This is a genomic window from Microvirga sp. GN3, from assembly GCF_055792825.1.
In genome coordinates, this window is record NZ_JBVVAK010000123.1 from 1 (window position 1) to 23,867 (window position 23,867).

A 23,867-nucleotide genomic window follows, 5' to 3' on the forward strand; every position below is an offset into this window, starting at 1 on the left:
TCTCGCTCCTGCTGCGATGGCTGGCAGCGATTTTATGTGCCCTTGTCCTGGTGCTGCTCGGATATGCTCCATCGCCGCAACGCGCGTGACTCAAGCCGATAGAATATTCTTCACGGACGACTAGGTCGGTAGAGGCCCATTGAATATTATGGTTCGCTCCATTCTCTCTTGGCGATCAGGGCTGCCTCGAGACGGTTCTTGACGTTGAGCTTCTTCAATATGTTGCCGACGTGGAATTTGATGGTCTTTTCAGTCACGTTCATTCGCTCACCAATTTCTCGATTGGTGAAACCAGAGGACATCAGACGCAACGTGCGTTCCTCGCTTTCTGAAAGAGATGACAATGGATCATCTGCTTCCGACCGGGCTTTACTCGACAGCAAGCGAAGGGCGAGGTTGGGAGAAATAAAGGAACCTTCGGCTTTCACGCTTTTCACCGCAGCGATCAGCTCCGGCGAGTTGATGCCCTTGAGGAGATAGCCCACGGCGCCCGCTTCAAGGGCGCGGGTCACGTCGTCGTCGTCCTCCGACACCGTCAGCATCACGACTTGAGGTGGGGCTGGCAGGCCGCATATGACCCGCGCTGCCTCAATCCCATCCCCAGGCATCGATATGTCGAGCAGAATGAGATCGGGCTCATAACTCTTTGCAAGCTCGATCGCATCTGCAGCGGACGCCCCTTCCCCGACAACCTCGATCATATCGTCAAGCGCAAGTGCCCGGATCACTCCAGCCCGCAAAAGCGAGTGATCATCCACCACGGCAACGCGGATTTTCTCAACCATTTTTCCTCTTCTCAGCAACCATGCCGCTACCCATCATTCTGAACTGGCGGACCAGACTCACGATTGCAGAGATCATGCTCGCGCGCCCGAGCAGCGCTAATTTTGACACTTCAGCCCCAACAGAAGTTACGAGCCCCAACAGAAGTTACGGCTCGTAAGCTTAATTGGAGACCAGACCCCTTGCAATCGACATTATACTGATAATAGCCAATACCTTAGTTCAGAAAGGCATCGTCTTTCTAAGCGAAGTTGTTTAATCAGACAATTCAATACGCAGACGCGCGGCTTTAAAGTCGTTGCATTACAACGATTTCTTAAGGATACCGCGTGGAAGAGACGTGCGGCTGCAGACAAGATTGGTCATGACCAAGCCTCACCGCTCAATACCCCCACTGAGTTAATCCCTTCTAAGCATAAAATAGCTCCTCCGTGACAGGGACGCCCTGCCTGCTCTTGGATACGTTCCTTAGCTGCGCATATCGGGGATCACTGGGGTTATCCGGACCTGTTCCAGGCATGTGTGGGGGGAAGAATTTTATGCAATTGATCTCGCTTGCCTTGATTGATGATCATCCAATCATCATCGAGGGACTTACACATGTCCTGGGATTACAAAATGACTTCAAGATCGTGGCAACGGGCAGAACCTCTCGAGAGGCGCTCGCAATTGTAGAAAAGCATCGACCCGAACTGATAATCTTGGATACGTCACTTCCCGGGAGTGGCCCTTCGGCAATTGCCGCAATCAAAACCAAACACCCGAACGTTAGAGTACTTGTCTTTACCGCCGAGCCCAGCGTAGAGCACGCGGTCAGCGCACTTGAGGCGGGAGCGCAAGGATATGTTTCCAAGTCCTGCGCATTGGACGAACTTCTTCACGCCGCGAGAAGCGTGTTTTCCGGCGAGATATACGTATCGCGCAACTTTGGAAGCGTCGTCATCACGGCCCTTCGGAACGCTTCACTGCGCAAGATCGCCATGGAGGCTCTCAAACTGAGCGCTCGTGAAGATCAGATCGTTCGACTTCTGCTCGACGGAAAGACCAACAAGGAAATTGCGACGGGTCTGGGCATTACTGAAAGGACGGTCAAGCACTACATGACAGTCCTGATGCAGAAGCTCAACGCCCGAAACCGCGTCGAGGTTGTCATCGCGGCACAGAATCTCAACCGCTATCCGGTTGGCTCGTCCAGTTCAAAAGGAAGTGGCTCCAGCAGCCGTGGTCAGCTGTACATGACCGGAGGCAGACCCTATCACTCGTAATACCCCTTTTCTCTCTCGGGAAACGGCCGCCAGTCGTCTCCGTTCAGCGGGGCAACAATTCATCTCTCCATGCCTGCTTGTGGCAACTACACTTCCTAGAGCATCGGACCCACTTTTGGGTCCGATGCTCTACCGCCGTTACTCAGGCTCAAGCCGGCACTTGGCGATAGATAATCATCAGCCTTCGGTACGGCCTCGGCCATTCGCGGATTTAGTGTAGATGGTCATCATCTTGGTCATCTCGGAATTGTAATCGCGCAGCGTGTCCTCCATCCACCGAGACTGGATGGTCGTCACGTCCGTCAGATTCTTGCAGGCCAGCATTTCTCGGAAAGTCTCGCTGTCCTTCTCAAGGCGCATGGACACGAAGCCGATCATCTCGCGATGGCATTCGGTGGCGGTCGCGAACCATGTTTCCGCGGCATTGGCCAAGGCGCGGCCGCTGTCGCTGGAAAAAGCGAGCTCATTGACGCCACGCACGGTATCCGCAACTGCGGACTTCTTCGACATTGTGGTCATCGATCAGTCTCCTTAAGCGTGTGTTTTCCTTGGAACCGAAGACTACCCTTCACTTACTTCAAATTGATGTCATTGCGCCGGAGACCACTCCGGAAAGATCAGCGCAGCGTCAGTGCCCACCACTGAACACGAGGGTCCGGATGGGTAGCACGAGCGCCTGGATCCGCAGGAGCATCGCATGGACAAGCCCGACCGCATCCACGGCATGCAGGGCAAAACCGCGCACGGCCCCGACTTGGCCTGAGGCAATCAGGTCATGGTTGCTGGTATAGGCATTGGCGATGCAACTGCTGCCGGGCGTGACGCCTTCAAGCCCTCCCGTGTAGAGGGGCTCAAGGAAGACCAGGATAGTGCCCGGCCGGGACACCTGCTGAAGGTCGATCAATTGCTCGCCGCCGCGAAATTGGCCGGCCGCGATGTAGTCCTGCACGCCGGTGACTACCATCGGGATCACCGTCCAGGGCTTCGACATGCAGGTCGCTTCGGCCACCATCCCGGTCTTCATCACCTGGGCCTCGATCTGCCCGAAGCCTGCTATCAGGGCCTGTCGACCGGCTCCCTCCGGGATCAGGACTCCAGCCGGCCGCATGAATGGATTGACGATATCGCCGACCCGCAACGTGAACTGCTCCACGCGACCATTGACTCCGGCCCGAATGACCGACTTCGCCAGCTCCGCCTCGGCCTGAGCCAAGGCGGCTTCGGCGCTGGCCTTCTGCGCCGGGAGGAGCGAGGAGATCTGCGCCTCGGCGGCTTGCTTGGCCGCAATGGCCGCATCGATGCTGCCCTGCCGACCCTGCACCGCGACCTGGAGTGTCTCGATGTCCCGGGTGGCGACGGCGCCGGGATTACGGCGATAGATCTCCTGTTTGGTCGCCAGTTCGTCCATCGCCTGCTGGTGGGCACTTCGGGCCTCCTGGATCCGGCCCTCGGCGGCTGCAACGTCGGAGCGCGCTACGACCAGCGCCGCCTCGACCTCAGCGATCTTGCGCCGGGCGGCCTCGGCCGCAGCCTCCTGCGTCGAGCTATCGAGCCGGAAAATCGGCGCGCCCTGCTTCACCTCGCCGGTCAGGCCGACATAGACCTCGGCCACGCGCCCGTTGGTCTCGGACACGATCGGAACGGATCGGAACAATAGGGTCGCGCTGCTTGTCGAGGGATGGTTGTAGAAAATCACCGTGATCAGCCCGATCGTCAGCATCAGGCAGGTGATGAGGCCCCAGCGCAGTTCGAACCACATCGAGAAGAGCGTGATTTCCTTGCCGATCCGCTTTCCCTGGACGTAGCGACGATAGAGATAATCCGGCAGGATCGTCAGCAGGGAGCAGAAGAGAAGCTCAAGCATGGATCTTCTCCTTCGGCAGCCTGGACGGGGCCACGGTCTGCGGCACGTCGACCACCTTCTCCTCAGACTCGTCGGATGGCGTCGGCGCACTCCCCAATTCTTCCGGCGTTTCGACCGCACCTTCACCGGGCTTCAGGCCGGCCATCTTCTCGACGGAACCCGCGATCCTGCGAAGCGGATTGCCGAAGTCGGGAATGTCGATCAAGGCAAGCAGCAGGCCCGCCACCCAGAAAGCATGAATATGCGTGAACAGGGCGAGAAGCCCCAGCACGGCGACGATCTCGAATTGCAGCTTGTGGGACCGATGCGCAATCCGCTCGGGCAGAGTGTGCAGGCGAAGGAACAGAAGACCGACGGCCAGCACCGCCAGCAAAAGTACCACCGCCATGACGACCATCAGGACATCGGTCTCGCCGGGCGCGGTGATGAAAATCGGCAAGTGATGAGGCGCGGCAGGATTTAGCGATGCTGTCATGTGACGATACCTATGGATCGTTTCAAGAGTGAGAGGCTGGACGTCATCGACTCTTTCCGTTGTTCTTCAATTCATCAGAGCGCATCCATCAGGCCATGATGCTGAGCCCGCCATCGACATAGGTCGTCGTCCCGGTCAGCCGCCGCGCAAAAGGTGTGGTCAGATACGCTGCGGTGAGGCCGACATCCTCGATATCAACCAGCTCGCCTATAGGTGCGCGCTCGATGGCTTCGGACAAGAGAACGTCGAAATCCTTCAGTCCCGACGCCGCCCGGGTTTTCAGAGGCCCGGGAGACACGGCGTGTACGCGGATATGCTTGTCGCCAAGCTCATAGGCGAGATAGCGCACGGCGCTCTCCAGCGCCGCCTTCACCGGGCCCATGAGGTTGTAGTTCGGGACGACCTTGTTGGCGCCGTGATAGCTCATTGCGAGCAGCGTGCCGCCCTCCTTCATCAGCGGCTCGGCCAAGCGGGCCATGCGGATGAACGAGTGGCAGGAGATGTCCATGGCCACCTTGAACCCCTCACCGGATGAGTCGACGAGACGGCCCTGCAGATCCTCCTTCGGCGCGAAGGCGATGGAATGGAGCGCGATGTCGAGGCTGCCCCAGGTCTCGCGGATCTCCCCGAAGACGGCTTCGAGCTCGCCGCTGCGCCCCACATCGCAAGGTGCGAGGATCGACGCGCCGAGCTCCTTCGCCAAGGGCTCGACGTAGGGCTTGGCCTTCTCGTTGAGATAGGTGACTGCGAGGTCGGCCCCGAGCTGGCGGAAGACCCGCGCGCAGCCATAGGCGATCGAATGCTCGTTCGCGATTCCGATGACGAGGGCCCGCTTGCCGTGCAGGATCTTCGATTGAAGGGCGACTTTGGGCAATTCGGTCGGATAATCGTTCATGAGCTTGACCTCGTACGTCGGTTGTCGCTGGCACGCCGGGTGGCTCGTTGCCGCGGCATCGTTCCCGGGCGGTCGTCGGCATCTTCCTCGAGCAGTGTCACAGTAATGGGCTCGGCTTTCGTCATGCCTTCCACCCTGTCGTCGAACAGGAGGCGCCGGATCTCGCCCAGCAGGGCAACCTGCTGGGCATTGGCTTCGATCCTGCCTTCCAGACGACCGAGAAGATCGAGGGCGATGCGCCTGTCCTCAGGTGTCCGCAGAAGCTTGGGAAGGGCGGCCAGCGCTTTCTCCGGTTCCAGGTCGACGATGTAGGATTGCCTGCGGATGATCTCCCGTGCATCGTCCGTTGGCATGTCCAGCAAGCCGACATCCTTACCGACGAGTTCACGCGCCCGCTTCATGGCCGAGAGTCGGCGCCGTCCCGTGCCGACCTTCATCAGCAGGAGGGCCGCGCGGACAAGTCCCGCCGTGCGAGTGCCGTCCTCGATATGCGACAGTGCCTCCTTGACCAGGGGAGCGCTCCTTATGTCGATGGGTGCCTCCGCTCCGGCTTCCTTGTCCTGCGCGGCCATGCCGATGCTGGCTGGGCTGTAAATGCGGAAGAAGGAATTCTCCACTGACGCATCGCGCAGGTCGCGATAGAAATCCCATGAGGCGGAAGTGACAGCTGCAGTCCAGCGCTCCATTGCCGCCATCGGGCCGTCATTGTCGCGTGGCGTCCGGTTCGCCCTGGCCATCTCAGCCATGCTCTTGAGCGGCCACAGGAAGGGATTGAGATCGGACACCGCCCAGCGCTGCGCCCGCTGGGGATTGAAGGTTCTCGCAACCTTTGCGGCAGCCGGAGAAACCATTGGGGCGAGAACGGGATGAACGAAGGTCTCGTAGGTGGAGGTGAGGGTCTCGGAGGCGGCTTCAACCGCCTTGAACGGCGCCTCGTCCTTGCGGCCATATTTCTGCAGAACCTGCAAGTCCTCGACCCGCCGCTCCGTCAGCATCACGTCGTAACGCACGCTTCCGTCGACCTTCTGCTCCTCCACCTGCATGCCGTAGAGGCCCGGCGGCAGATGCTCGATGTACTCGATCAGGTCGACGATCTGGCTATGTTCGCGCTTGGCGACCGCGCCGGACACGAAGATGCCGAGATGGCCGACGCTCTTGTGCATCAGGCCGACGATCACCTGCCCATTTGCCTTGAGCGCCTCCGTGGTGGGATAGAGATCGGCCACCCAGTTGAAGGCCTGTTGCGGCGGGGTGATGTTGTCGCCCAGCGACGCGAACAGGATGATCGGCGATTTGATCGCCCGCAGATCGAAGGCGCGGCCTTCGGACCATTCGGCATCGCCATCCGCGAGGTTGTTGCCGACGAACAAATTCTCGACGATCCACTTGATCTCATCTCGTCCCATCAGGAAGAAGCCACCCCACCAGCGCTCGAATTCGAGGAAGCGCTCCGGCTCAGTGTCGATCTTCGAGAACAGCGTGTAGTACTTGTCGAAATAGGTGTTGGATGGGTTGAGATATTCGAAGTTCTCGACCAGATACGCACCGTCGAACTTGCCTGCACCAAGATCGCTCGCCAGAAGCGCGGGCCAGGTGCCGCCGAGGATGCCGCCGGCATAGCGCATCGGGTTCTCGCCATCGTTGCCAGCCCAGTAGGACATCGGCGCCCCATTGATCACGATGGGCCCGACGAGGTCCGGTTCAATGGCGCCGACCAGCATGGAGGCCCAGCCGCCCTGACAATTGCCTACCACGACCGGCTTGCGAGTCTTTGGATGGCGCTCGCCGACGATGCGGAGGAACTCCGCCTCGGCGCGGGACACATCTGCAAGCGTCTGGCCGGGCATCGGTTCCGGGAAGAAGATCACGAAATAGACCGGATGCCCCGCCTTGAGCGCCACACCGACCTGCGAGTCCTGCTTGAACCCACCGATGCCCGGCCCATGACCGGCCCGCGGATCGATGATCACGAAGGGGCGGCGATCCGGGTCAGTCTCGACGCCGTCGGGCGGAACGATGCGCACAAGGGCGTAGTTTGCCGGATGCTCGAAGGTGCGGGCATCCGCAATCATCTCCCAGTCAAAGTCCAGCAGCGGCGGCTTGCCGGCCTTCTCATGCTCAAGCCAGTTGTTGCCGCGCTGGCGCAGCGTGTCCCAGAACAGGATCGATCTCTGGGTAAAGTCGAGCCAATAGGCACTCGCATCGCGCCAGAAATCGAGGGGCGTCGCCGGGCGGGCATCGCCTTCCTGCCAGGGCTCGCTCGCGGCCTTCACCGCCGCAACATAGCGTTGGAAGGCGTTCGAGCATCGCTCCTGGTAGACCTGCGCGATCCTCACCTGCACATTGGTGAATTCGCCCAGGCGGGCCTGCAGCCCATCCTGAGTGACCGTGTTCGTCTGTTCGATCCGTTGCATGGCTGCCGTCCGGTGGTTTGGCGCTACTGCTTGGTTTCGCCCCACTTGAGGAAGAAGCCGACATCGCCCGGCATACCGCCCGGCCATTCGATGATCATCGCGTTCAGCTTGAAGCCGGCCGCCCGGAGCTGATCGCGCCACAATTCGTAAGCCTGGCGCGGACGTCCGGTCAGGGTTTCAGGCCAAGTCGGGTCCGCATTGTTGATTGCCCGCCCGTGGTCCGTGCAGATGGCATTGGGGAAGCGCATCACCATCAACTCGGTCTGACCGCGCTCCGCCGCCGCGCGCAGCTTCGCCTTCAGCGGCACGAGAATATCCCTCAACTGCTCGGGCGTGAGCTCGAGCGGCTCGGACATCCGCTTGATCAGGTCCTGACGGGCCTTCTCGGCCCGATCCATACCGTCGAGCGACTTCGTGGCTTTCGCCATCTGCATCTCAGTCATGTAGTTCCGCAGATCGGCCGCCGACATGAATGTCTCGTCGGCGAGTTCATGCCCGGCCTGCCCTGCTTCAGATTTGGTCTGCGCTGTCTCCATAACGTCAATCTCCCTGTTCAGGATGCGAGCCTTGCCCGCGCGGCGCCGAGCACGCTCCGCGTCTGCCGGGCGATCACCAGTTCCTCGTTGGTGGGAATGACCCAGGCGGTGGGCCCGGAGCCGAATGAGATCTGCGGGCCGCCGGCGCGGTTGGCGGCCTCGTCGAGGCTGAAACCGGCCCACGTGAGACCGGCAATCACCTCCGCCCGGGTCGCCACGTCGTTCTCGCCGATCCCGGCCGTGAACACGAGTCCGTCGATGCCGCCGAGCGCCGCCACGAGCGACCCGATCTCGCGGGTGATGCGGTAGACGAACAGGTCGATGGCACGTCTGGCGTTCGGATCGCTCGCCGCCTTGGAGCGCAGCACCCGCATATCGTTCGAGATGCCGGACACCCCGAGGAGCCCTGACTTCTTGTAGAGCACACTCTCGGCCTCATCCGGACTGAGCCTCATCTCTCGCAGCATGAAGAACACGACACCGGCATCGACGGCGCCGCAGCGGGTTCCCATCGGCAGGCCGTCGAGGGCGGAAAAGCCCATGGTCGTCGCGACGCTGACGCCACCTTTGAGCGCGCACAGGCTCGCACCGTTGCCGAGATGGGCGACGATCACCCGCCCCTTCGCTAGATGCGGGTCGTAGTCCTTCAGCACGGACGCGATGTAATCGTAAGACAAGCCGTGGAAGCCGTAGCGCCGCACACCGAGTTCGCGCATCTCGCGCGGCAGGGCGAACAGGCTTGCGATGTCGGGTTGCGTCTGGTGGAACGCGGTGTCAAAGCAGGCCACCTGCGGCATCCCCGGCAGGCGCTGGCGGACGATCCGGATCGGCTCCAAGTTGTGGGGCTGATGCAAGGGAGCGAGCGGCACCAGCGCCTCAAGCCTCTGAATGACGGAGTCGTCGACCAGCACCGGGTGTGAAAAGGCCTCGCCACCATGAACCACCCGGTGCCCGATGGCCACGGGTTTGCGCTCCTCCCGAAACTGGCTCAACCAGGAGACGAGGTGCATCAGTGCCTCCTCGTGCCTGATCTGCTCGCCGGAACTCCAGGTCATCTCATCCAAGAGTTTTCCATCGACGCCCTTGACGATGAAATGCGCGGAGCCTCCCAGACCTTCATAGAGGCCTTTCCAGACGAGCTGCGGCTCCATGCCGTCGAACATGTCGTAGACCTGGAACTTGAGGCTCGATGACCCGGCGTTGAGGACTATGAGGACGGGCGTCATGGCTCAGACCTCCGGGATGGCGAGCCTTGTTCGCTGCGCCTCGGCCACGAGCGAGGCCACGGCGCAGGAGGCCAGCCGCGTGATCGTCGAGTCCGCCCGGCTTGTGAGGATGACCGGAACACGGGCGCCGAGCACGATGCCGGCGGCATCGGCATCGGCGAGGAAGGTCAGGCTCTTCGCCAGCATGTTGCCGGCCTCGAGGTCCGGCACCACGAGCACATTGGCCTGGCCAGCCACCGGCGACTCGATCTTCTTGATCTTCGCGGCGCCAAGATCGATGGCGTTGTCGAGCGCGAGCGGACCGTCGAGAATCCCGCCCGTGATCTGCCCGCGGTCAGCCATCTTGCACAAGGCCGCAGCCTCGATGGTCGAAGGGACCTTCGGGTTGACGGTCTCCATCGCCGACAGGATCGCCACGCGCACCGGGTCGACCCGCAGCGCCTTTGCGAGATCGATGGCGTTCTGGACGATGTGAACCTTGTCCTCCAGGGTCGGTGCGATGTTCACTGCGGCGTCGGTGATAATGAGTGCCGTGTCGTGGGTCGGGACGTCCATGACGAAGCAGTGGCTGATCCGGCGGGCCGTGCGCAGCCCGCCCTCGCGGCGAACGACAGCACCCATGATCTCGTCCGTGTGCAGACTGCCCTTCATCAGCGCCTCCCCCTGGCCGGACCGCACAAGCTCGACAGCCGCCTCCGCCGCCGCATGGCTGTGCGGCGCGTCGACGATGCGCATCGCGGAGATATCCTTGCCGAGCGCCTCCGCGGCAGCTCTGATCTTGGCCTGCGGCCCGACGAGGGTCGGCTCGATCAGGCCGAGCCCGGCCGCTTCAAACACGGCGCTCAACGAGGCGGCATCGCAGGGATGCGCCACGGCGACCTTCAGCCTCGGCAGGGACTGAGCAACCGCGACGAGCCGGTCATATTTGTCGTGCCGCTGGCCCTGCTGAGCTGCGTCATGAGTCGGAACTGCAACCGCCATGATAGCCTCCGCGCTGCGCTCGCGACGGGCCGTCGCGCTTAGATGCCGGGTGTGCCCCTTGAGTGTCCAGGAACGAGTTTGAACCGAAGTTCGCAATGGCCCGGCTTGTCGTTGGAGGGAGTATGGCCCGTCCCGAATATCCTGCTTGACCCATTGAGCCACCGGTTTGACAGTTTAGGACACCGCGCGGGAAATGAGCGGGATCCTCGTCGGTCTCGGGCACGATACCGAACGGCCCAGCCACAAGCCTTAACTATCCTTTGCCTGACGCGAGACAGTCGGATTGCGAAGTCGGTTCGGCATACGCACAAGGCGATTGCTAGCACGCCACGCCGACGGCGTCTGTCCGGACCAGCGCCGGAACGCACGGGTGAAGGCACTCAGCTCCGAATATTTTAACGCGGCCGCAACTTGGCTCAGCGCCATATCCGTCCGCGCTAGCAATTCGCAGGCAATCTCATAGCGGACCTCATCGGCCACCTGCCGGAAAGCGAGCCCCTCATGGCGCAGGTGCCGATGCAAGGTGCGGCGATGCATCGAGAACAGGCGTGCGATCCCGGCGGCAGAGCAGCTGTCGCGGAGAAGCTCGGTCCGCAACACTCGGCGCAGATCCTCGGTGAGGGAGCCAACTGCATCGCGGGATTGCAGGTCCTTGGCCTGATCGACGGATTGTATCTCCATCGCTCCCCTCCTCCTGTCTGGCGAACCTTGCATTGTCGCGCTGGGTCTACCCTAGGCAGGCTGAGGCCGTTTGCTTGATCGCTTGGGACTTTCTCTTGACACTTGTGAACCGAATGCGGGTCTTGCCCCCAAATTCTTCAGCGTTGTCCGGTGTAAATCCGGCCTCGACTTAAGCCTTCGATCGCGTCGGCGAGGTGAGATCGGCTCGGATGGTCGGATGCAATCTCTTGACAGTTTGGGCGATCCTGCTTCACACAGGGCGTCCTTCGGCCCGCCAGGTGGTCGGCGTCTGCCCCGACCAGCGCCGGAAAGCGCGGGTGAAGGCACTGGCCTCGGAATAACCCAGGGCAGCCGCAATCTGGCCGAGTGGTACCTCGGTATCCTCCAGCAGCTGACGGGCGATCTCAAAGCGGATCTCGTTCGTGATAGCCCTGTATCCCATCCCTCCAACCTTCAGGCGGCGGTTCAGGGTGCGGCGATGGATTGCCAGAAGATGAGCGATGTCGTCGGCCGAACAGCGGTGGTTCGTCAGTCGCGTGCGCAGCAACCGTCGAATATCGTCCGAGAACTCGGAACCCGAGCCGGTTTTCAACTGATTGATCCGCTCCTCCAGCATGGCCCGTAGCATCGGATCGGCTCCGGCAATTCGTATATCCAGATCCCGAGCAGGAAAAACAATGGCTGCGATCTCCTGATTGAACCTGACGGGCGCGCGGAAGTGGCGTTGGTACGGGTCCTGATCGACGGGCGCTGCCCGGGGCAACAACACCTCAATCGGATTCCATTGCAGTCCGCAAAGCGTGCGCAGAGCGTTGATTGCAACAGCAATGGCCCCGTCCGAGATCTGCTCGGCACTCTCGATCTCCAGCTGGTAGACCGAGTACGTGAATATGGCCGTGTCGCCGCTGATCGCGAGCGATGGTACGGCACCCCTGTTCTGGATGCTCAGGTTCGACACGAGGGCGCGCACGGCATCACCCATCGTTTCCGAATGCTGCATCAACCGCCCTACCATCCCGAGTGACAGGATCGTGGCACGCTTGCCGACTAGGAACCCAAAATGCGGGCAGTTCGTGCGGGTCACGCACAACGTGAGCAGCCGCCCCAGAGCGGCATGTGGAATGACATTTGACCCGTCATCGAAAACGAGTGGATTGAGTCCTGCCTCACAGATGATCGGATCCGGCTCGATACCGAAGTCCCGCAGCGACGGAACGATCTCCTTGGCGACGCCCAAGTGGATATAGCCGGGCGGAAGCGTTCGCTCCGGCCCGGCTAGGACAGCCGATGTCGCTTTAGAACTCTCTGGGCTGGCACTCGTGGACGGAAGCACGATGTTCTTGGTCATCATGGCCGCCTCGCAGAAGTCTAGAAAGGGGCGCGAAACTGCGAGATAGAAGTCATCGAACACAACAACTTTGACCTGCATCAAGCCAACATAGGTTAATCGGCATCCCGGATGGGTTCAACGGAAATCGCTCACCCTCGTCCCATCGGGTCAACACGATGTCTCAAAAGATCAAGCCCGGCCGGAGATTTTACGGGATGATCGTCCACACTGTCTGGAGACGATCGTGCTTCTAATGAGGACAAGAAAATTTTCCGCACGCTCAGATATAGGCAGACTTTGATCCATTGCCGAGGTGATCCTGGAGGAAGCGTGGCATGGGCAGGCAAGACGTACTGGAGAGGAAAAGAATCGAAGAGACGACGGAGACCTCCCGGCCCATGAAGAACGCGAGGATGAAACGAAAAGAGTTCGAGAGCGAATTGAGAAAGCTGCAGGTCGAACTCGTGCGCCTGCAGACCTGGGTCAAGGCGACTGGCGCCAGGATCGTCGTCGTGTTCGAGGGGCGTGACACGGCCGGCAAGGGCGGCGTGATCAGCCGGATCACGCAGCGGGTCAGCCCCCGTGTATTCCGCCATGTCGCGCTGCCTGCGCCGACTGAGCGCGAGAAAAGCCAACTCTACATCCAACGCTACATCGCACACTTCCCGGCTGCCGGAGAGATCGTGCTGTTCGATCGCTCCTGGTACAACCGAGCCGGGGTCGAGCGCGTCATGGGGTTCTGCACCGATGGGGAGTACGAGCGCTTCATGCGCCTCGTGCCGTCATTCGAGAGGGAGGTGGTAGAGAATGGCGTCATTCTTCTCAAGTACTTTCTCGATGTCAGCCAGGACGAGCAGCGTCGGCGTTTCGCCAACCGGATCGAGGATCCGATGAAGCACTGGAAGCTCAGTCCGATGGACACCGAGTCCGTACGGCGCTGGTGGGATTACACTCTCGCCTACCAGGACATGCTGCGCAGCACGGATACACCTGCTAATCCCTGGTACATCGTGCCATCCGACGACAAGCGACGTGCGCGCCTCAATCTGATCGCCCATATGCTCAGCCAAATCCCGTACCAACGGGTCAAGGTCGAACTGCCGAAGGTCCCCAAGGCCGATCCTAAGCCCAAGGGTGTCAAGGAAGGGTTGCATGCAACAAACGTCGTACCAGCATCGTATTGAGCACATCGCTTTCACGGAAGCCTCGGAGCATTCGGAAGTCTGTCGATGCTGGCGATGTAGCATATCTCTATTGCCTTCACACTTGCCCACAACCAGGTCGTGTTTACGGCTGGCTCGGCTGCCCGGTCCTAACTAACACTGGATGTTTAGGCACAGAGGCTTCGAATATAGGCTGAGCTGACATCTGGATTGGCTCTCGCCACTGATGCTGCCAATGCCGATCGCAAGGCTCCGGACTTGGCCCGGCGAGATCATCTGATCCGAAGCGAAGTTATGAGAGACAGCGGCATTCAGACAATATAGATCTTCAGGGCAAGCGCCGAATGAGGAGCCTGAGTGTGAAAGTGGGGCATCAGGAATGTCAGACTGCAATCGAGGGAAATCTGCCTATCAGGATCGCAGAGCATGCCACCTCGTCCTGCCTATAGGCAGGACTATGCTCTTGTCACTTGGACGACGCCGAGGAATCGATCTGGTGCCTGATCCGTTGAATATAGAATTCATAGTAATCATCGAGCCCAAAATCCTTCCCTAACTCACGGCAGAGAAGAATCATCTCCAGGGCCTGTGACCATTCCCGGCATCGATAAGACGAGAGCATAGCCTCATTCCGCTCTAACAGATTTCTGAAGCCTGGATCAGCGGCCGTTTCCGCTCGCCCTAGTAACGCAAAAATTCGCTCAGGTTCCTGCTTGCCCCGGACCTGCAGATGATCAAGTTCCAGGACTGCGAATTGGGAGCGGACCGCTTGGGCAGTTTTCTCTCCAATGATGACGGGGACACCATACTGCTTTGTAAGCCCCTCCAGACGGGATGCCAGATTAACCGTGTCTCCGAGGACAGAATAGTTGAAATGCAAGTCTGATCCAAAATTTCCGACGACACAGAGGCCAGTATTCAGTCCAACCCCGATCCGGAGAGGCGGCACCGCTTGCCCGATCTCCGCCTCGCGCTGACGCTGTGCGTTCAGAGCTTTAAGGCTGTCCTGCATCGTGAGAGCTGCTTCGCAGGCGTTTACTTCATGGGAAGGATCAGTAAGTGGAGCATTCCAGAAGGCCATGATCGCATCGCCCATATATTTGTCGATCGTTCCATGACACTTCACAATGTCCTTCGTCAGTGGAGTGAAGAGGCGATTTATCAGGGCCGTCAAGCCTTGTGGATCGTCTTTGTACGCTTCCGAAATGGCCGTGAAGCCGCGAATATCCGAGAATAGGACGGTCAGCTCGCGCTGCTCCCCGCCAAGAGTCAATTTCTCGGGTGAGCGCGCCAACTGCTCAACCAGATCGGGGGAGAGATACTGGCTGAATGCCGACCTGATCCAGTGACGATCCGCGGAAACAGTCAAATAGTTCGTGCAAATCAGGATCCCATAGACGAGGAAGCTCGACGTAAGCGGAAAGCTATAGTCGATCAAAAGATGAAGGAATGAGAAGCAATACCAGGACACGCCCAAGGTAAGGGCGGCGATCACGCCGCCAAGCAGGAAGAGAGGCCCTGCATTCACCTTGGGCGCCAATGCGATGACGATCAGGCTCAACAGCAGCGCCAGCACGATCTCAATGACAGCTGTGTAGCTCGGTCGGCTCAGGGTCGACCGCGTGAGCGCACTTTCGAGGAGTTGCGCGTGCAACTCGACCCCAGGGAGCGCCGGATGAATTGGGGTGACCTTGAGATCGAGAAGCCCGGCGGCAGAGGTCCCGATCAACACCATCTTTCCCGCGATACGCTCGGTAGGTACTTTTCCCTGCAAAAGATCGATAGCTGAGATGTATTTGCTCAGATCCGGCATCGAGAAATGAAGCCAGATCCGGCCCTTGCCGTCCGTTGGGATTTCGAAATCGTGAACGACAACACTCCGCACACCGCTTAAGTCCGTCTTGATCAGAATGGCACTTGCGCCGGTGGCCACACGAAGCATCTCAAGAGACAGCGACGGAACCACGGTTCCATTCGCCACCGCAACGACGGGCACTCGGCGGATCGTGCCATCTCCTTCCGGAGTAATCGAAAAGAGGCCATGTCCCTGCGCTGCGTCGTCCAGAACGGGAAGATTTCGCAGTAGACGCGGAAAATCGACGAGGAAAGAGCGAGGATCCGGGCCAAGAGTGGCGACTGGCGTCTGAGCAGCTGGCCGCGCAACAGATGCCGTCCCTGAGACGCGATAACCTGATTGTCCGAGTACGACTTTGGAAGCCCGAATGGCATCGGCGAAAACGGTATCGTTGCTAGGGAGACGTTGTAGGCTCTCTCTTGTGACATCGTCCAATTCTCGGAAAGTTGTAGCAGCAACCTCCGGGGAACTGCGATCCGCCTCCGGGAAAAGCACGTCGAAGCCGATAACCGTCCCGCCAAGCTCGGCGACCTGGGAGACCAAATCTGCCATGACCGTACGCGGCCACGGCCATTGTCCCAAAGCCAGAAGGCTCCGCTCGTCTATATCCACGACACTGACAAGATCCTGGCGCTCAGCTCGAGGATACATGACCTGATAGATATCAAAGGACTTTTGACGAAGGGCTTCGATAGGTCCCGGATCCCAGACACGCAATGCAAGAAGGGTAACGAGAAGCAGAAGAGCGACGATCCGTCCGATCCCGAAACGGCGCAATCCCTTCAGAAGAGCAATCACAGTGGCCGCTCCGCAGAGTCGCTTGTCCGTGCTGCGGTAATGCTTCTCTTGACTGATAAGAGCCGCAACCGCTTCAGTTGTCGGCTTTGGCGCTCATAGAATGAGTTGAAGATACTTGGCAGCCACGGCATGGTTCCCTCATAGGATGAAGTCTGTGGAACGGGGCAGAGCGCCTGCAATGGTCAACTCTGTCGTAAGCACTTCCCCGCTCGCAAAGGTGACACTCGCCAGCACTGAGTTCCCATCGCCCACAAGCCTTCTCAGGCCACCAACAGATGCATCGAGGGAAAGCCCGTTGGATGCCCAGACGAGATCCTCCGGGCCGATCTCAGGGATTTCCATCCCATTTATAAAGACATCGAGGTCGGCAACCATGCCGCTTGGAAGCGGTGCCCCAAGTATGGAAACGTCAATCTGGTCGGGAGAGGTCAGAAGGGAAGCCCCACTCGTATTGTCGATGTCATTCAGCTGGGAAAGGCTCGCATTCTCACCGACACCGAGAGCGGTTATCTTCGCCCCATGGACGTCGTTCAGCGTCGCCAACTCAGCGTCGATCAAGCCCCGTCCGTTGCCGTCCGACAGGAAGTACAGAAAGTTCTTCTCGCCTCCCTGATCCATACCCTGCAATCTTTCATTAGCTGCTCGTAAGGCATCTGCGAAGTTCGTTTCTCCATCTGCAATAAGTCCTCTCAGATGGGCCGCAATCGTCTCTTCGCCCGCGGCTCCAAGACTGAATGTTGCCGCGTTCACGATACCTCCGTCCGTCGCTTCGGCAGGGTCGGCGCTGCCATTGAAGGGAATCACAGTGACCGTGACATCAGCCGGAGAGAAGCCCAATCCCCTGATCCGTTCGGTCAATGCGATCAGGCTCGCAATTTCCGCGTCGAGAATGGTATTCGTGCGACCATCGCCATTCAGATCGCCGACAGGCACTCCCTCGAATGCTGCCGACGTGCTGCCCGAAATATCGACCAGATAAAGGATGTTCATCTGCGGCTGCAGAACCGGGCCGAGGCCGATGATCAGATCGAGGTTCGCAGCTGCAGTTGTCGTTGCGGATGGTGCGCTGATGGCGAGCGAGACCGGCTGGTCGTTAAACTCGAGAATTCCAGTGCTCAAAGCGGACTTATGAGGCGATGAGAACGTTCCCGTCCCTCGGACCTGCAAGGTGACATTCGCAGTGTCGGTCGCGCCCTTGGTGTCGGAAATCGTATAGGCGAAAGTCACCGTTGCCGTCTCTCCGGCGCTGAGAGCCTTGAATTCGTTACCAGGATCGAAAATGAGCTCTCCGGATGAGTTGCGGATAATGGAACCTTCGAGCGGCGTTGTCCAATGAATGATATTGACAGAGTCGCCATCCACATCGCGGTCATTGACACGAACAGTCAGGGTTCTGCGTCCGCTCTCGTCCACATCGCCAATGCGATCTCCCGCGGCAACTGGGGCGTCGTTCCGACCAGTGATGGTCCAGGAGATCGATGCCGGAATCCGGGTGCCATCATCACTCAGCAGAGCATAATTGATAGTGACAGTCTCGGATTCACCCTCTCCCAGATGCTGATAAGCCGGATGGGAGGGATTTAACGAGAAAGTTCGCGAACTCTCGAGATATCGTACACCAGGCGGCAGCGTGGCTGGTACGATCACAGGTGGAGTGGTTGCCTCCCCCGGCGTGACATTACCCGGCAACGCATCGAGCTGTGTGAGCGGTCCATCCTCGATAGCTCTGCCACGGACCGGCGCGAGCACAGGTGTGAGGCCTGGAAGCGCATTGCGGGATAGCGCGTTTCCTTGCCCGCCGGGGATAACGACGACGAATTGTGATGAATCGGGCAGATCGACGGGTTGAGGCAAGTTTACCGGAATGATCGGTGCGTCTTCGAAATCGCTGCTCCCCCTCCTCTGACGAGGTTCAGGGGAAAATACTTGGAAGAGATCTCTGACAAAATCGCTTTCGCCTCTGATGTCGTCGCCTGACTTCGTGATCTGCGTGATGCGCGGCTCGGAACCCGCTATGGGTGTCAGGAGCGTCGAGGTCCGCGCATCCGACATCGATGCGATCACGCGAGATGGGTTACCCTTGTCCAGCAGCAGGAACGAGCCGACTGTTCCATCAGGTTCGGTGAGGAGCGAAAATCGCGTCGCTCCACTGAAAGCGGCGACCTCTGCTTGTACGGCCGTTCCCCTGATCGCCATTGTCGCGACGGGAGTGTCGACCTTGAGATCGCCCGTCTTGGCAATCCGACCTGCGACAAATCCGATGAGGCCTTGAACGAGAGTGAAAAGCGCAGAATTCGAGCTCGAATCTGCAGCATAGACCATATCATTCAATACCATTCGGGCGCTGGCCGACAGGCTGAAGACCGTTCCGTCATTGAATTTGATCGACAATGAGGAACTAGCGCCTGTTTGAACGACATCGCCTTTGGTGACCATGTCCCCAACCTGCAACTCAATCGATACACCATTTCTCAGGACTGTCGCAGTTCCAGACACTTTCTCGACCCGACCGATTGGAGCACGCACAGCGGCAGTGTTCGAGAGCTGGGCATATTGTCCTTGCAAATCGGAGCTTGCCAGTGCCTCGACAGTCTCTCCTGTCAAAATCGCACCTTCCGGTGTCGTGATGTTCAGGCGCCGGTCGCCCCTGAAGTAATCGAGGATCACTGCCGATGTTTCCTGCCTCACCAGGACAAGATCGGCCCCGGACTTTTTGAAATCCGCGGTGAAGAGAATGTCCTTATCTGGAAAGACAATGGATGCTTCAGGGTCAGAGCGACTCCCCGACGCCTCGACGGCGTCGATCCAGATGTCGAAAACACTGGCGCCGTCCCGGGACTGGTACACAGCTGAACCCTTGTGTTTAAGGGATCATAGCTCTTTCGCAAATCCTTTCCTACCGGAATGAAATCTCAGAGACTGAGACAAATAACTGCCAAACTCTGCTACAGATGCGGCCATGTTTGAGTGATCACCGAGTTGTCGTCTCTTCCCGGTTCTCGGGACTTCCGCGATCTGGAATTGCCGTCACACGCTCATACGGCTCCAAGAAGAATATCTCGCATCTATGTTACAAGAGGCACCTAGGCGATGAATTCGCGCGCAGTTTACAGCGTTGCCAACAGGGAAAGGCGGGCCAATCAACGACCCGCACAAGGTAATTGAGAGACAATGGCCGTCCTAACCCTCTGCTTATAGCAGAAACCTATAGAACGAAGTAGCTCTGGCTGAAATCGATGGCATCGTCGAAATGGATCATGAAATCTGCAACCTTATCGCCGTTCACATCACCGGAGACATAGGTATCACTGGATGCCTTCCTGTATTGCAGTTCCCCGGCCTTTCCGCTGAAGGCTTGAGTGCCGATGAACTCGAAGGCTTGGTTGCCACCTGTGAGGGTGTTCGCGTCGATCGACGACAGATTGATCTTGTCCTTCTGTTGGATGGAGAAATCGAAAATCGTGTCACGCCCGCTAGTTTTGACTGTCGAGTCCCCGACTGACTTGAAGGTGAAAGTATCGGCTCCTTCGCCGCACCAGAGATCGTCCGCCCCAGCTCCACCTGTCAACTTGTCATGGCCGGCGCTGCCCTTGATGCGATCATTGCCGTTCCCACCCAGCAGTGTATCGTTGCCGCCGTTGCCCGTGATCCGATCACTGAAACGGGTTCCAGTATAGCTGTCGCTGCCACTCGATCCGATAAGGTTCTGGGTTTCATCGGCAATCGCCGCGTTGAGAACTGCCGGATTGGCCTTCCGAGTCGAGCTGACGCCTCCCATAAGCCCCGAGATCAGCGAGTGGAATTCGGTTCCGGCAATCGCCAATCCAGAGATTTGCACCTGCGCCGAGACTTTCATGATTCGCCCTGCTGAATCCTCGGCAAACTCCCCCGAAGCCTTGTAGCTGTCCCCGAGGGTACCAAGGCGCACCGTATTGACAGTTCCACTGACGACATGCTTCGCAAGATCATAGGAAATGGAACGGCCATCGAGAACGATGGTCTTGGTGTTTCGGCCATTCATATTGTCAAGAAGGACAATCTGGGTTCCTTTAAACTCTCCCGAACCGCCGAGAATATACGGCCAGCCTTCAAATGAGAAATCTTTGAAATAGCTTTTCATATAGCTATTGAAGCTCACGCCTTTGTTAGAGCTGCTTGCGGTCAACTTGATAGTGATTGTCATGCCTACCTCCTCAAAGCAGCGTGGCTCATCCCACGCGCGACGCATCTCTTCTCGTGTTCAGTAAAGCTTGACCGACAGCGATGCCTTGGCGCTGAAGCCAGGACTCGGATTTCCATTCAAATATTCGGTGTGTTGCCGGTCGAAGAGGTTCTCGACGATGAGACCCGCGGTCACTCGCTCGTTGGCTCTCCAATTGGCAAAGAGATCGACCACGGCATAAGGATCGCCGACGAAGCCAAAATCTTCCGCATTGTCCTTGGCGCCAACGAGCGACACGCGGGTCCCGAACTCGACCCGGCCGTCGTATCTGCGAAAGCCCAAGGTAGTCGTCAGGCGGTTCGGTGGCACTTTGACGAGATCTTCATTGGTGCGGCTATTCCTACCGCGGAGAACATGGCCCGCGATTCCGAAAAAAAATAGGAACCGGCATCGTAGATCCCTTCGGCTTCGAAACCGTCGATAACCGCTTCGGCAATGTTCCGATACTGATAGCCTCCTGGGATGGGAAACCGCGTGAAAACCTGCTCGATGTAATCGTCCACACGATTGTGGAAGATACCGAGCTTCATGCGCAGACGATCTTCCTCCACGATAAGATTATCGAAACGCAGATTGACGCCCCCTTCGAAATTATGGGCAATCTCAGACTTTAGATTAGGATTGGGAAAGAAACGTCCGGCGCTGAGCGGTGGAGGATGAAATCCATCGATCAAGGTTTCCGTCAATGCCGGAGCGCGATAGCCCTCCGCGTAGCTCGCATAGAAGGTCACCGGCTGCCAGGGCGTGATCCCGACTGTGATCTTGGGAGAAAGCCGAGAACCCTCATTTTCGATGTCATCGTCTGTCAGGCGATAGGAGTCATATCGCAGGGCACCGATGGCCTCGAGCCACTCGGAGAACATCACACGATCCTGGATAAATGCGCCATAGACGAAACGCTCGCCCGAAGGGGTCAGCTTGTCGCTTACACCGAAGGGATCCTTCGTCTCGACGTTGTCCTGGAAGAGATCGCCGCCATAGGTCAGCTCGTGGCGGAACGCTCCGGCATCGAAACGGGACGTATTAAAGAGATCGAGCCCGACGGTGCCGATGTCAAAGGTCTTGACGGCACCTGCCGTGATCCCCTCAAGCGTGGTCTGTTTCACGTTCGTGCCGCTGAAATAGACCTTGGCGCTCAGGTCCCAAATCGGAGAATCCGGTGTCCACCGGTATCCCGTTGTGAATGTGTCGGCCACAGCCTGCGTTCGGTAGAGAGTCGAAAGACCGTTTTCGAAGTCATCCGTGATCCGCAAAGCCGATAGCGTCAGTTCCTGATCGGATGTCGGGCGGATACGGGTCTTGAATAGGCCAGAGAGGAGTTCCTGCGCCGTATAGTCGACCGTGGAGCCATCACCGGATCTGTAATCGCCGGCATTGCGCCAAGTCGCGGCCCCGAGAAGATCGAACATCGCGCTCGGGCGCGCAGCGACTTCTCCATGGAGAAGCGGGGTATTTCCATTCGTTTCCCAGGCCCCCTTGACCCGTCCGCCGACATGGGCTCCATCCGGCAGAACATCGCCTGCATCGATTGTCGTGAAGCTTACGACACCGCCGATGGCCCCGGACCCGTAAATCGATGAAGCCGGCCCGCGTGTGACATCGACGGACTTCATCATCTCCGGATCGAAATAGAAGGTTCCTTTGGCCGAATGTCCTTCGCGCTGGAAATTCTGCCTCGCCCCATCGACGAGAACATTCACGCGGCCGAAATCCTGCAAGCCTCGAACATTGATGCCGATGCCTGGATCTCCCGGAGCCGATTGGGTCGTGACGCTCGGAATCAGGCGCAAGACATCGGCTGTGCTGCTCGGCTGGATCTGCGTTTCGATTCGTTCGCGGCCAATGACGCTCGATGCCGACAAAGATTCGTATACGCGTTCCCCCGCTTTGGTCGCCGTGACCGTGATCGCGTCGAGGTCAATCGTCGTATCGTCAGCTGGAGCGCTGGGTGTCGCCTCTTGCGCGTTGGCGGACGATACCAGCGTCGCGAGAGCGGTCAGGGTCAGGCATAGTCCAAAACGACTGGAGCGGAACGATAACACGAGGGGCAGCCTTCGGGAGACACGCGGGCGATAGGAAAGCCGGATGTGTAGTTTCATCCGGCTTTCAGCGATTAAAGGACGAAGTAACTTTTCGAGAGGCTGACTCTGTCATCGAGATGGATCGTGAAATCCGCGACCTTGTCGCCATTCACGTCGCCGTGAATGTACGTGTCACTCTTTGCCTTCTCATAACGCAGCTCTCCAGCCTTTCCGCCAAACACCTTCGATCCGATGAAGGAGAATGCTTGGTTTCCACCCTTAGCCGTGTTGGCGTCGATGGCGGAGAGGTCGATCTTATCCTTCTGCTTCATCGAGAAGTCGAAGATCGTGTCGCGTCCAGCACCGGATATGGTCGTCTCCTTGATCGACTTGAAGATGAAGGTGTCGACACCCGAACCGCCCCACAGGTCATCGCCCCCTGCGCCGCCCATCAGCTTGTCATTACCGCTGCCGCCATACAGATAATCGTTACCGCCGGCACCCGAGAGCTTGTCGTTTCCTGCCCCGCCGGTCAGCTTGTCCCGGCCGATCTTGCCCGTCAGCGTGTCGTTGCGGGTGGTGCCGGCCTTCGATTCCGTGACATCGCCCACGTCGACCCTGATTGACTGCGTCGTCGACTTTCCGGTGGAGTCCGTGGCCTGGACAGTAATGGTGTGGTTCTGCTTCTTCTCATAGTCGAGTGCCTTGGCCACGGTGAGCTTGCCATCGGCCGTCAATGCGAAGTAGCCTCCGGGATTGCCGGCGAGGCTGTAGCTGACCGTACCTCCTTCTGGATCGACCGCCGACAGCATACCGACGCGGGTCCCAACCTCGGCCGTTTCGGAGACGATGGATTTCGAGATCGAGACATTCTCCGGCCCCTCATCGACATTGCCGACAGCAATGGAGAACTCCTTGAAGACGATATGGCCGTCAGCATCGCTGACCTTGACCCTGATCTTATGGGTCTGCTCGATCTCGTAATCCAGCTTGCGCTTGAGTTTCAACGACGTGCCGTCGGTCTCGAAGAGGCCACCAGCGTCGTTGACGAGGCTGAAGAACAGCTCCTTACCCTCGACATCGGTCGCCGAAAGGGCGGCAATGCTATCGCCGATCTGGGCGTTCTCAAAAGCCGAGTCTTTAGAAAGAGCGATGTTCTTCGGAGGAGTTCCTGGGAGTTCGAGATCGCGGACCGTATCAAGGGTCACATCCGAGAACGTCGCGGCCTCGACGTTGTAATTACCCACGCCCTTGTCATCAGGCGCAATTCCTGAATCCATGGGGCCATGGATCGCACTGATTTGCAGCGCCTGACGAAGGAAGAGCTGATCGAACTGGTGCTGCGGCTGCAGCGGCCG

The 23,867-nt window shown here is 58.9% G+C and carries 19 protein-coding genes; 2 read left to right on the forward strand and 17 right to left on the reverse strand.

The window, feature by feature from the left end; all coding sequences use genetic code 11:
• Positions 1-146: 146 nt before the first annotated feature.
• Positions 147-785, reverse strand: a complete 639-nt coding sequence (locus ACS5Q1_RS35545) for a response regulator (RefSeq protein WP_473102652.1) — start codon at positions 783-785, stop codon at positions 147-149.
• A gap of 537 nt (positions 786-1,322) precedes the next feature.
• Between ACS5Q1_RS35545 and ACS5Q1_RS35550 the strand changes: the two genes are divergently transcribed.
• Entirely contained in the window at positions 1,323-2,048 is a 726-nt protein-coding gene (locus ACS5Q1_RS35550) for a response regulator (protein ID WP_473102653.1), read from the forward strand.
• Between the two features lie 177 nt (positions 2,049-2,225).
• On the opposite strand, the gene ACS5Q1_RS35555 is transcribed toward ACS5Q1_RS35550, so the two are convergent.
• The 10 genes from ACS5Q1_RS35555 to ACS5Q1_RS35600 all read right to left on the reverse strand — a co-directional run bounded on the left by ACS5Q1_RS35555 (position 2,226) and on the right by ACS5Q1_RS35600 (position 12,549).
• Entirely contained in the window at positions 2,226-2,567 is a 342-nt protein-coding gene (locus ACS5Q1_RS35555; protein ID WP_473102654.1) for a phasin family protein, read from the reverse strand.
• Between the two features lie 109 nt (positions 2,568-2,676).
• Entirely contained in the window at positions 2,677-3,912 is a 1,236-nt protein-coding gene (locus tag ACS5Q1_RS35560) for an HlyD family secretion protein (protein ID WP_473102655.1), read from the reverse strand.
• Positions 3,905-4,387, reverse strand: coding sequence for a hypothetical protein (locus ACS5Q1_RS35565; protein WP_203442554.1), 483 nt, complete (start codon positions 4,385-4,387; stop codon positions 3,905-3,907). Before ACS5Q1_RS35565 ends, ACS5Q1_RS35560 begins: the two co-directional genes overlap by 8 nt.
• A gap of 88 nt (positions 4,388-4,475) precedes the next feature.
• Positions 4,476-5,282 carry an enoyl-ACP reductase FabI gene (fabI, locus tag ACS5Q1_RS35570; protein WP_473102656.1) on the reverse strand — a complete coding sequence of 269 codons (807 nt, stop codon included), beginning with the start codon at positions 5,280-5,282 and terminating at the stop codon, positions 4,476-4,478.
• Positions 5,279-7,696 (reverse strand): DUF3141 domain-containing protein, encoded by a 2,418-nt coding sequence (locus tag ACS5Q1_RS35575; RefSeq protein ID WP_473102657.1) that lies wholly within the window; start codon positions 7,694-7,696, stop codon positions 5,279-5,281. Before ACS5Q1_RS35575 ends, fabI begins: the two co-directional genes overlap by 4 nt.
• Positions 7,697-7,719: 23 nt before the next feature.
• A complete protein-coding gene (locus ACS5Q1_RS35580) occupies positions 7,720-8,232 on the reverse strand; it encodes a hypothetical protein (protein ID WP_473102658.1) in 513 nt (170 codons plus the stop codon).
• A 17-nt stretch (positions 8,233-8,249) separates the two neighbouring features.
• The gene (locus ACS5Q1_RS35585) at positions 8,250-9,458 is read right to left on the reverse strand and encodes an acetate/propionate family kinase (RefSeq protein WP_473102659.1); all 1,209 of its coding nucleotides are present in this window, start codon (positions 9,456-9,458) and stop codon (positions 8,250-8,252) included.
• 3 nt (positions 9,459-9,461) lie between these two features.
• Positions 9,462-10,439: a phosphate acetyltransferase gene (locus ACS5Q1_RS35590; protein WP_473102660.1), complete on the reverse strand. Its 978-nt coding sequence runs from the start codon at positions 10,437-10,439 to the stop codon at positions 9,462-9,464.
• A 249-nt stretch (positions 10,440-10,688) separates the two neighbouring features.
• Complete coding sequence (locus ACS5Q1_RS35595; RefSeq protein ID WP_473102661.1) at positions 10,689-11,120, reverse strand: helix-turn-helix domain-containing protein; 432 nt, start codon at positions 11,118-11,120, stop codon at positions 10,689-10,691.
• A gap of 250 nt (positions 11,121-11,370) precedes the next feature.
• Positions 11,371-12,549 carry an AraC family transcriptional regulator gene (locus ACS5Q1_RS35600; RefSeq protein WP_473102662.1) on the reverse strand — a complete coding sequence of 393 codons (1,179 nt, stop codon included), beginning with the start codon at positions 12,547-12,549 and terminating at the stop codon, positions 11,371-11,373.
• Positions 12,550-12,785: 236 nt separating this feature from the next.
• On the opposite strand from ACS5Q1_RS35600, the gene ppk2 reads away from it, so the two are divergent.
• Entirely contained in the window at positions 12,786-13,634 is an 849-nt protein-coding gene (gene ppk2 / locus ACS5Q1_RS35605; protein ID WP_473102663.1) for a polyphosphate kinase 2, read from the forward strand.
• A 445-nt stretch (positions 13,635-14,079) separates the two neighbouring features.
• Here ppk2 and ACS5Q1_RS35610 read toward each other — a convergent pair whose 3' ends face one another.
• From ACS5Q1_RS35610 to ACS5Q1_RS35635, 6 genes are all read right to left on the reverse strand, one after another.
• Positions 14,080-16,266 (reverse strand): CHASE2 domain-containing protein, encoded by a 2,187-nt coding sequence (locus tag ACS5Q1_RS35610; protein WP_473102664.1) that lies wholly within the window; start codon positions 16,264-16,266, stop codon positions 14,080-14,082.
• Between the two features lie 138 nt (positions 16,267-16,404).
• Positions 16,405-19,113: an Ig-like domain-containing protein gene (locus tag ACS5Q1_RS35615; RefSeq protein WP_473102665.1), complete on the reverse strand. Its 2,709-nt coding sequence runs from the start codon at positions 19,111-19,113 to the stop codon at positions 16,405-16,407.
• A 358-nt stretch (positions 19,114-19,471) separates the two neighbouring features.
• The gene (locus ACS5Q1_RS35620; protein WP_473102666.1) at positions 19,472-20,449 is read right to left on the reverse strand and encodes a M10 family metallopeptidase C-terminal domain-containing protein; all 978 of its coding nucleotides are present in this window, start codon (positions 20,447-20,449) and stop codon (positions 19,472-19,474) included.
• A gap of 57 nt (positions 20,450-20,506) precedes the next feature.
• Complete coding sequence (locus ACS5Q1_RS35625) at positions 20,507-20,770, reverse strand: hypothetical protein (protein ID WP_473102667.1); 264 nt, start codon at positions 20,768-20,770, stop codon at positions 20,507-20,509.
• A gap of 8 nt (positions 20,771-20,778) precedes the next feature.
• Positions 20,779-22,587: a TonB-dependent receptor domain-containing protein gene (locus ACS5Q1_RS35630; protein ID WP_473102668.1), complete on the reverse strand. Its 1,809-nt coding sequence runs from the start codon at positions 22,585-22,587 to the stop codon at positions 20,779-20,781.
• 14 nt (positions 22,588-22,601) lie between these two features.
• A partial coding sequence (locus tag ACS5Q1_RS35635) for a cadherin domain-containing protein (RefSeq protein ID WP_473102669.1) occupies positions 22,602-23,867 on the reverse strand: 1,266 nt, incomplete at its 5' end.

Coding starts and splice junctions, on each gene's coding strand:
- ACS5Q1_RS35545 (WP_473102652.1), bottom strand. CDS start 785: ATGGTTGAGAAAATCCGCGTTGCCGTGGTGGATGATCACTCGCTTTTG.
- ACS5Q1_RS35550 (WP_473102653.1), top strand. CDS start 1,323: ATGCAATTGATCTCGCTTGCCTTGATTGATGATCATCCAATCATCATC.
- ACS5Q1_RS35555 (WP_473102654.1), bottom strand. CDS start 2,567: ATGACCACAATGTCGAAGAAGTCCGCAGTTGCGGATACCGTGCGTGGC.
- ACS5Q1_RS35560 (WP_473102655.1), bottom strand. CDS start 3,912: ATGCTTGAGCTTCTCTTCTGCTCCCTGCTGACGATCCTGCCGGATTAT.
- ACS5Q1_RS35565 (WP_203442554.1), bottom strand. CDS start 4,387: ATGACAGCATCGCTAAATCCTGCCGCGCCTCATCACTTGCCGATTTTC.
- fabI (WP_473102656.1), bottom strand. CDS start 5,282: ATGAACGATTATCCGACCGAATTGCCCAAAGTCGCCCTTCAATCGAAG.
- ACS5Q1_RS35575 (WP_473102657.1), bottom strand. CDS start 7,696: ATGCAACGGATCGAACAGACGAACACGGTCACTCAGGATGGGCTGCAG.
- ACS5Q1_RS35580 (WP_473102658.1), bottom strand. CDS start 8,232: ATGGAGACAGCGCAGACCAAATCTGAAGCAGGGCAGGCCGGGCATGAA.
- ACS5Q1_RS35585 (WP_473102659.1), bottom strand. CDS start 9,458: ATGACGCCCGTCCTCATAGTCCTCAACGCCGGGTCATCGAGCCTCAAG.
- ACS5Q1_RS35590 (WP_473102660.1), bottom strand. CDS start 10,439: ATGGCGGTTGCAGTTCCGACTCATGACGCAGCTCAGCAGGGCCAGCGG.
- ACS5Q1_RS35595 (WP_473102661.1), bottom strand. CDS start 11,120: ATGGAGATACAATCCGTCGATCAGGCCAAGGACCTGCAATCCCGCGAT.
- ACS5Q1_RS35600 (WP_473102662.1), bottom strand. CDS start 12,549: ATGCAGGTCAAAGTTGTTGTGTTCGATGACTTCTATCTCGCAGTTTCG.
- ppk2 (WP_473102663.1), top strand. CDS start 12,786: ATGGGCAGGCAAGACGTACTGGAGAGGAAAAGAATCGAAGAGACGACG.
- ACS5Q1_RS35620 (WP_473102666.1), bottom strand. CDS start 20,449: ATGACAATCACTATCAAGTTGACCGCAAGCAGCTCTAACAAAGGCGTG.
- ACS5Q1_RS35630 (WP_473102668.1), bottom strand. CDS start 22,587: ATGAAACTACACATCCGGCTTTCCTATCGCCCGCGTGTCTCCCGAAGG.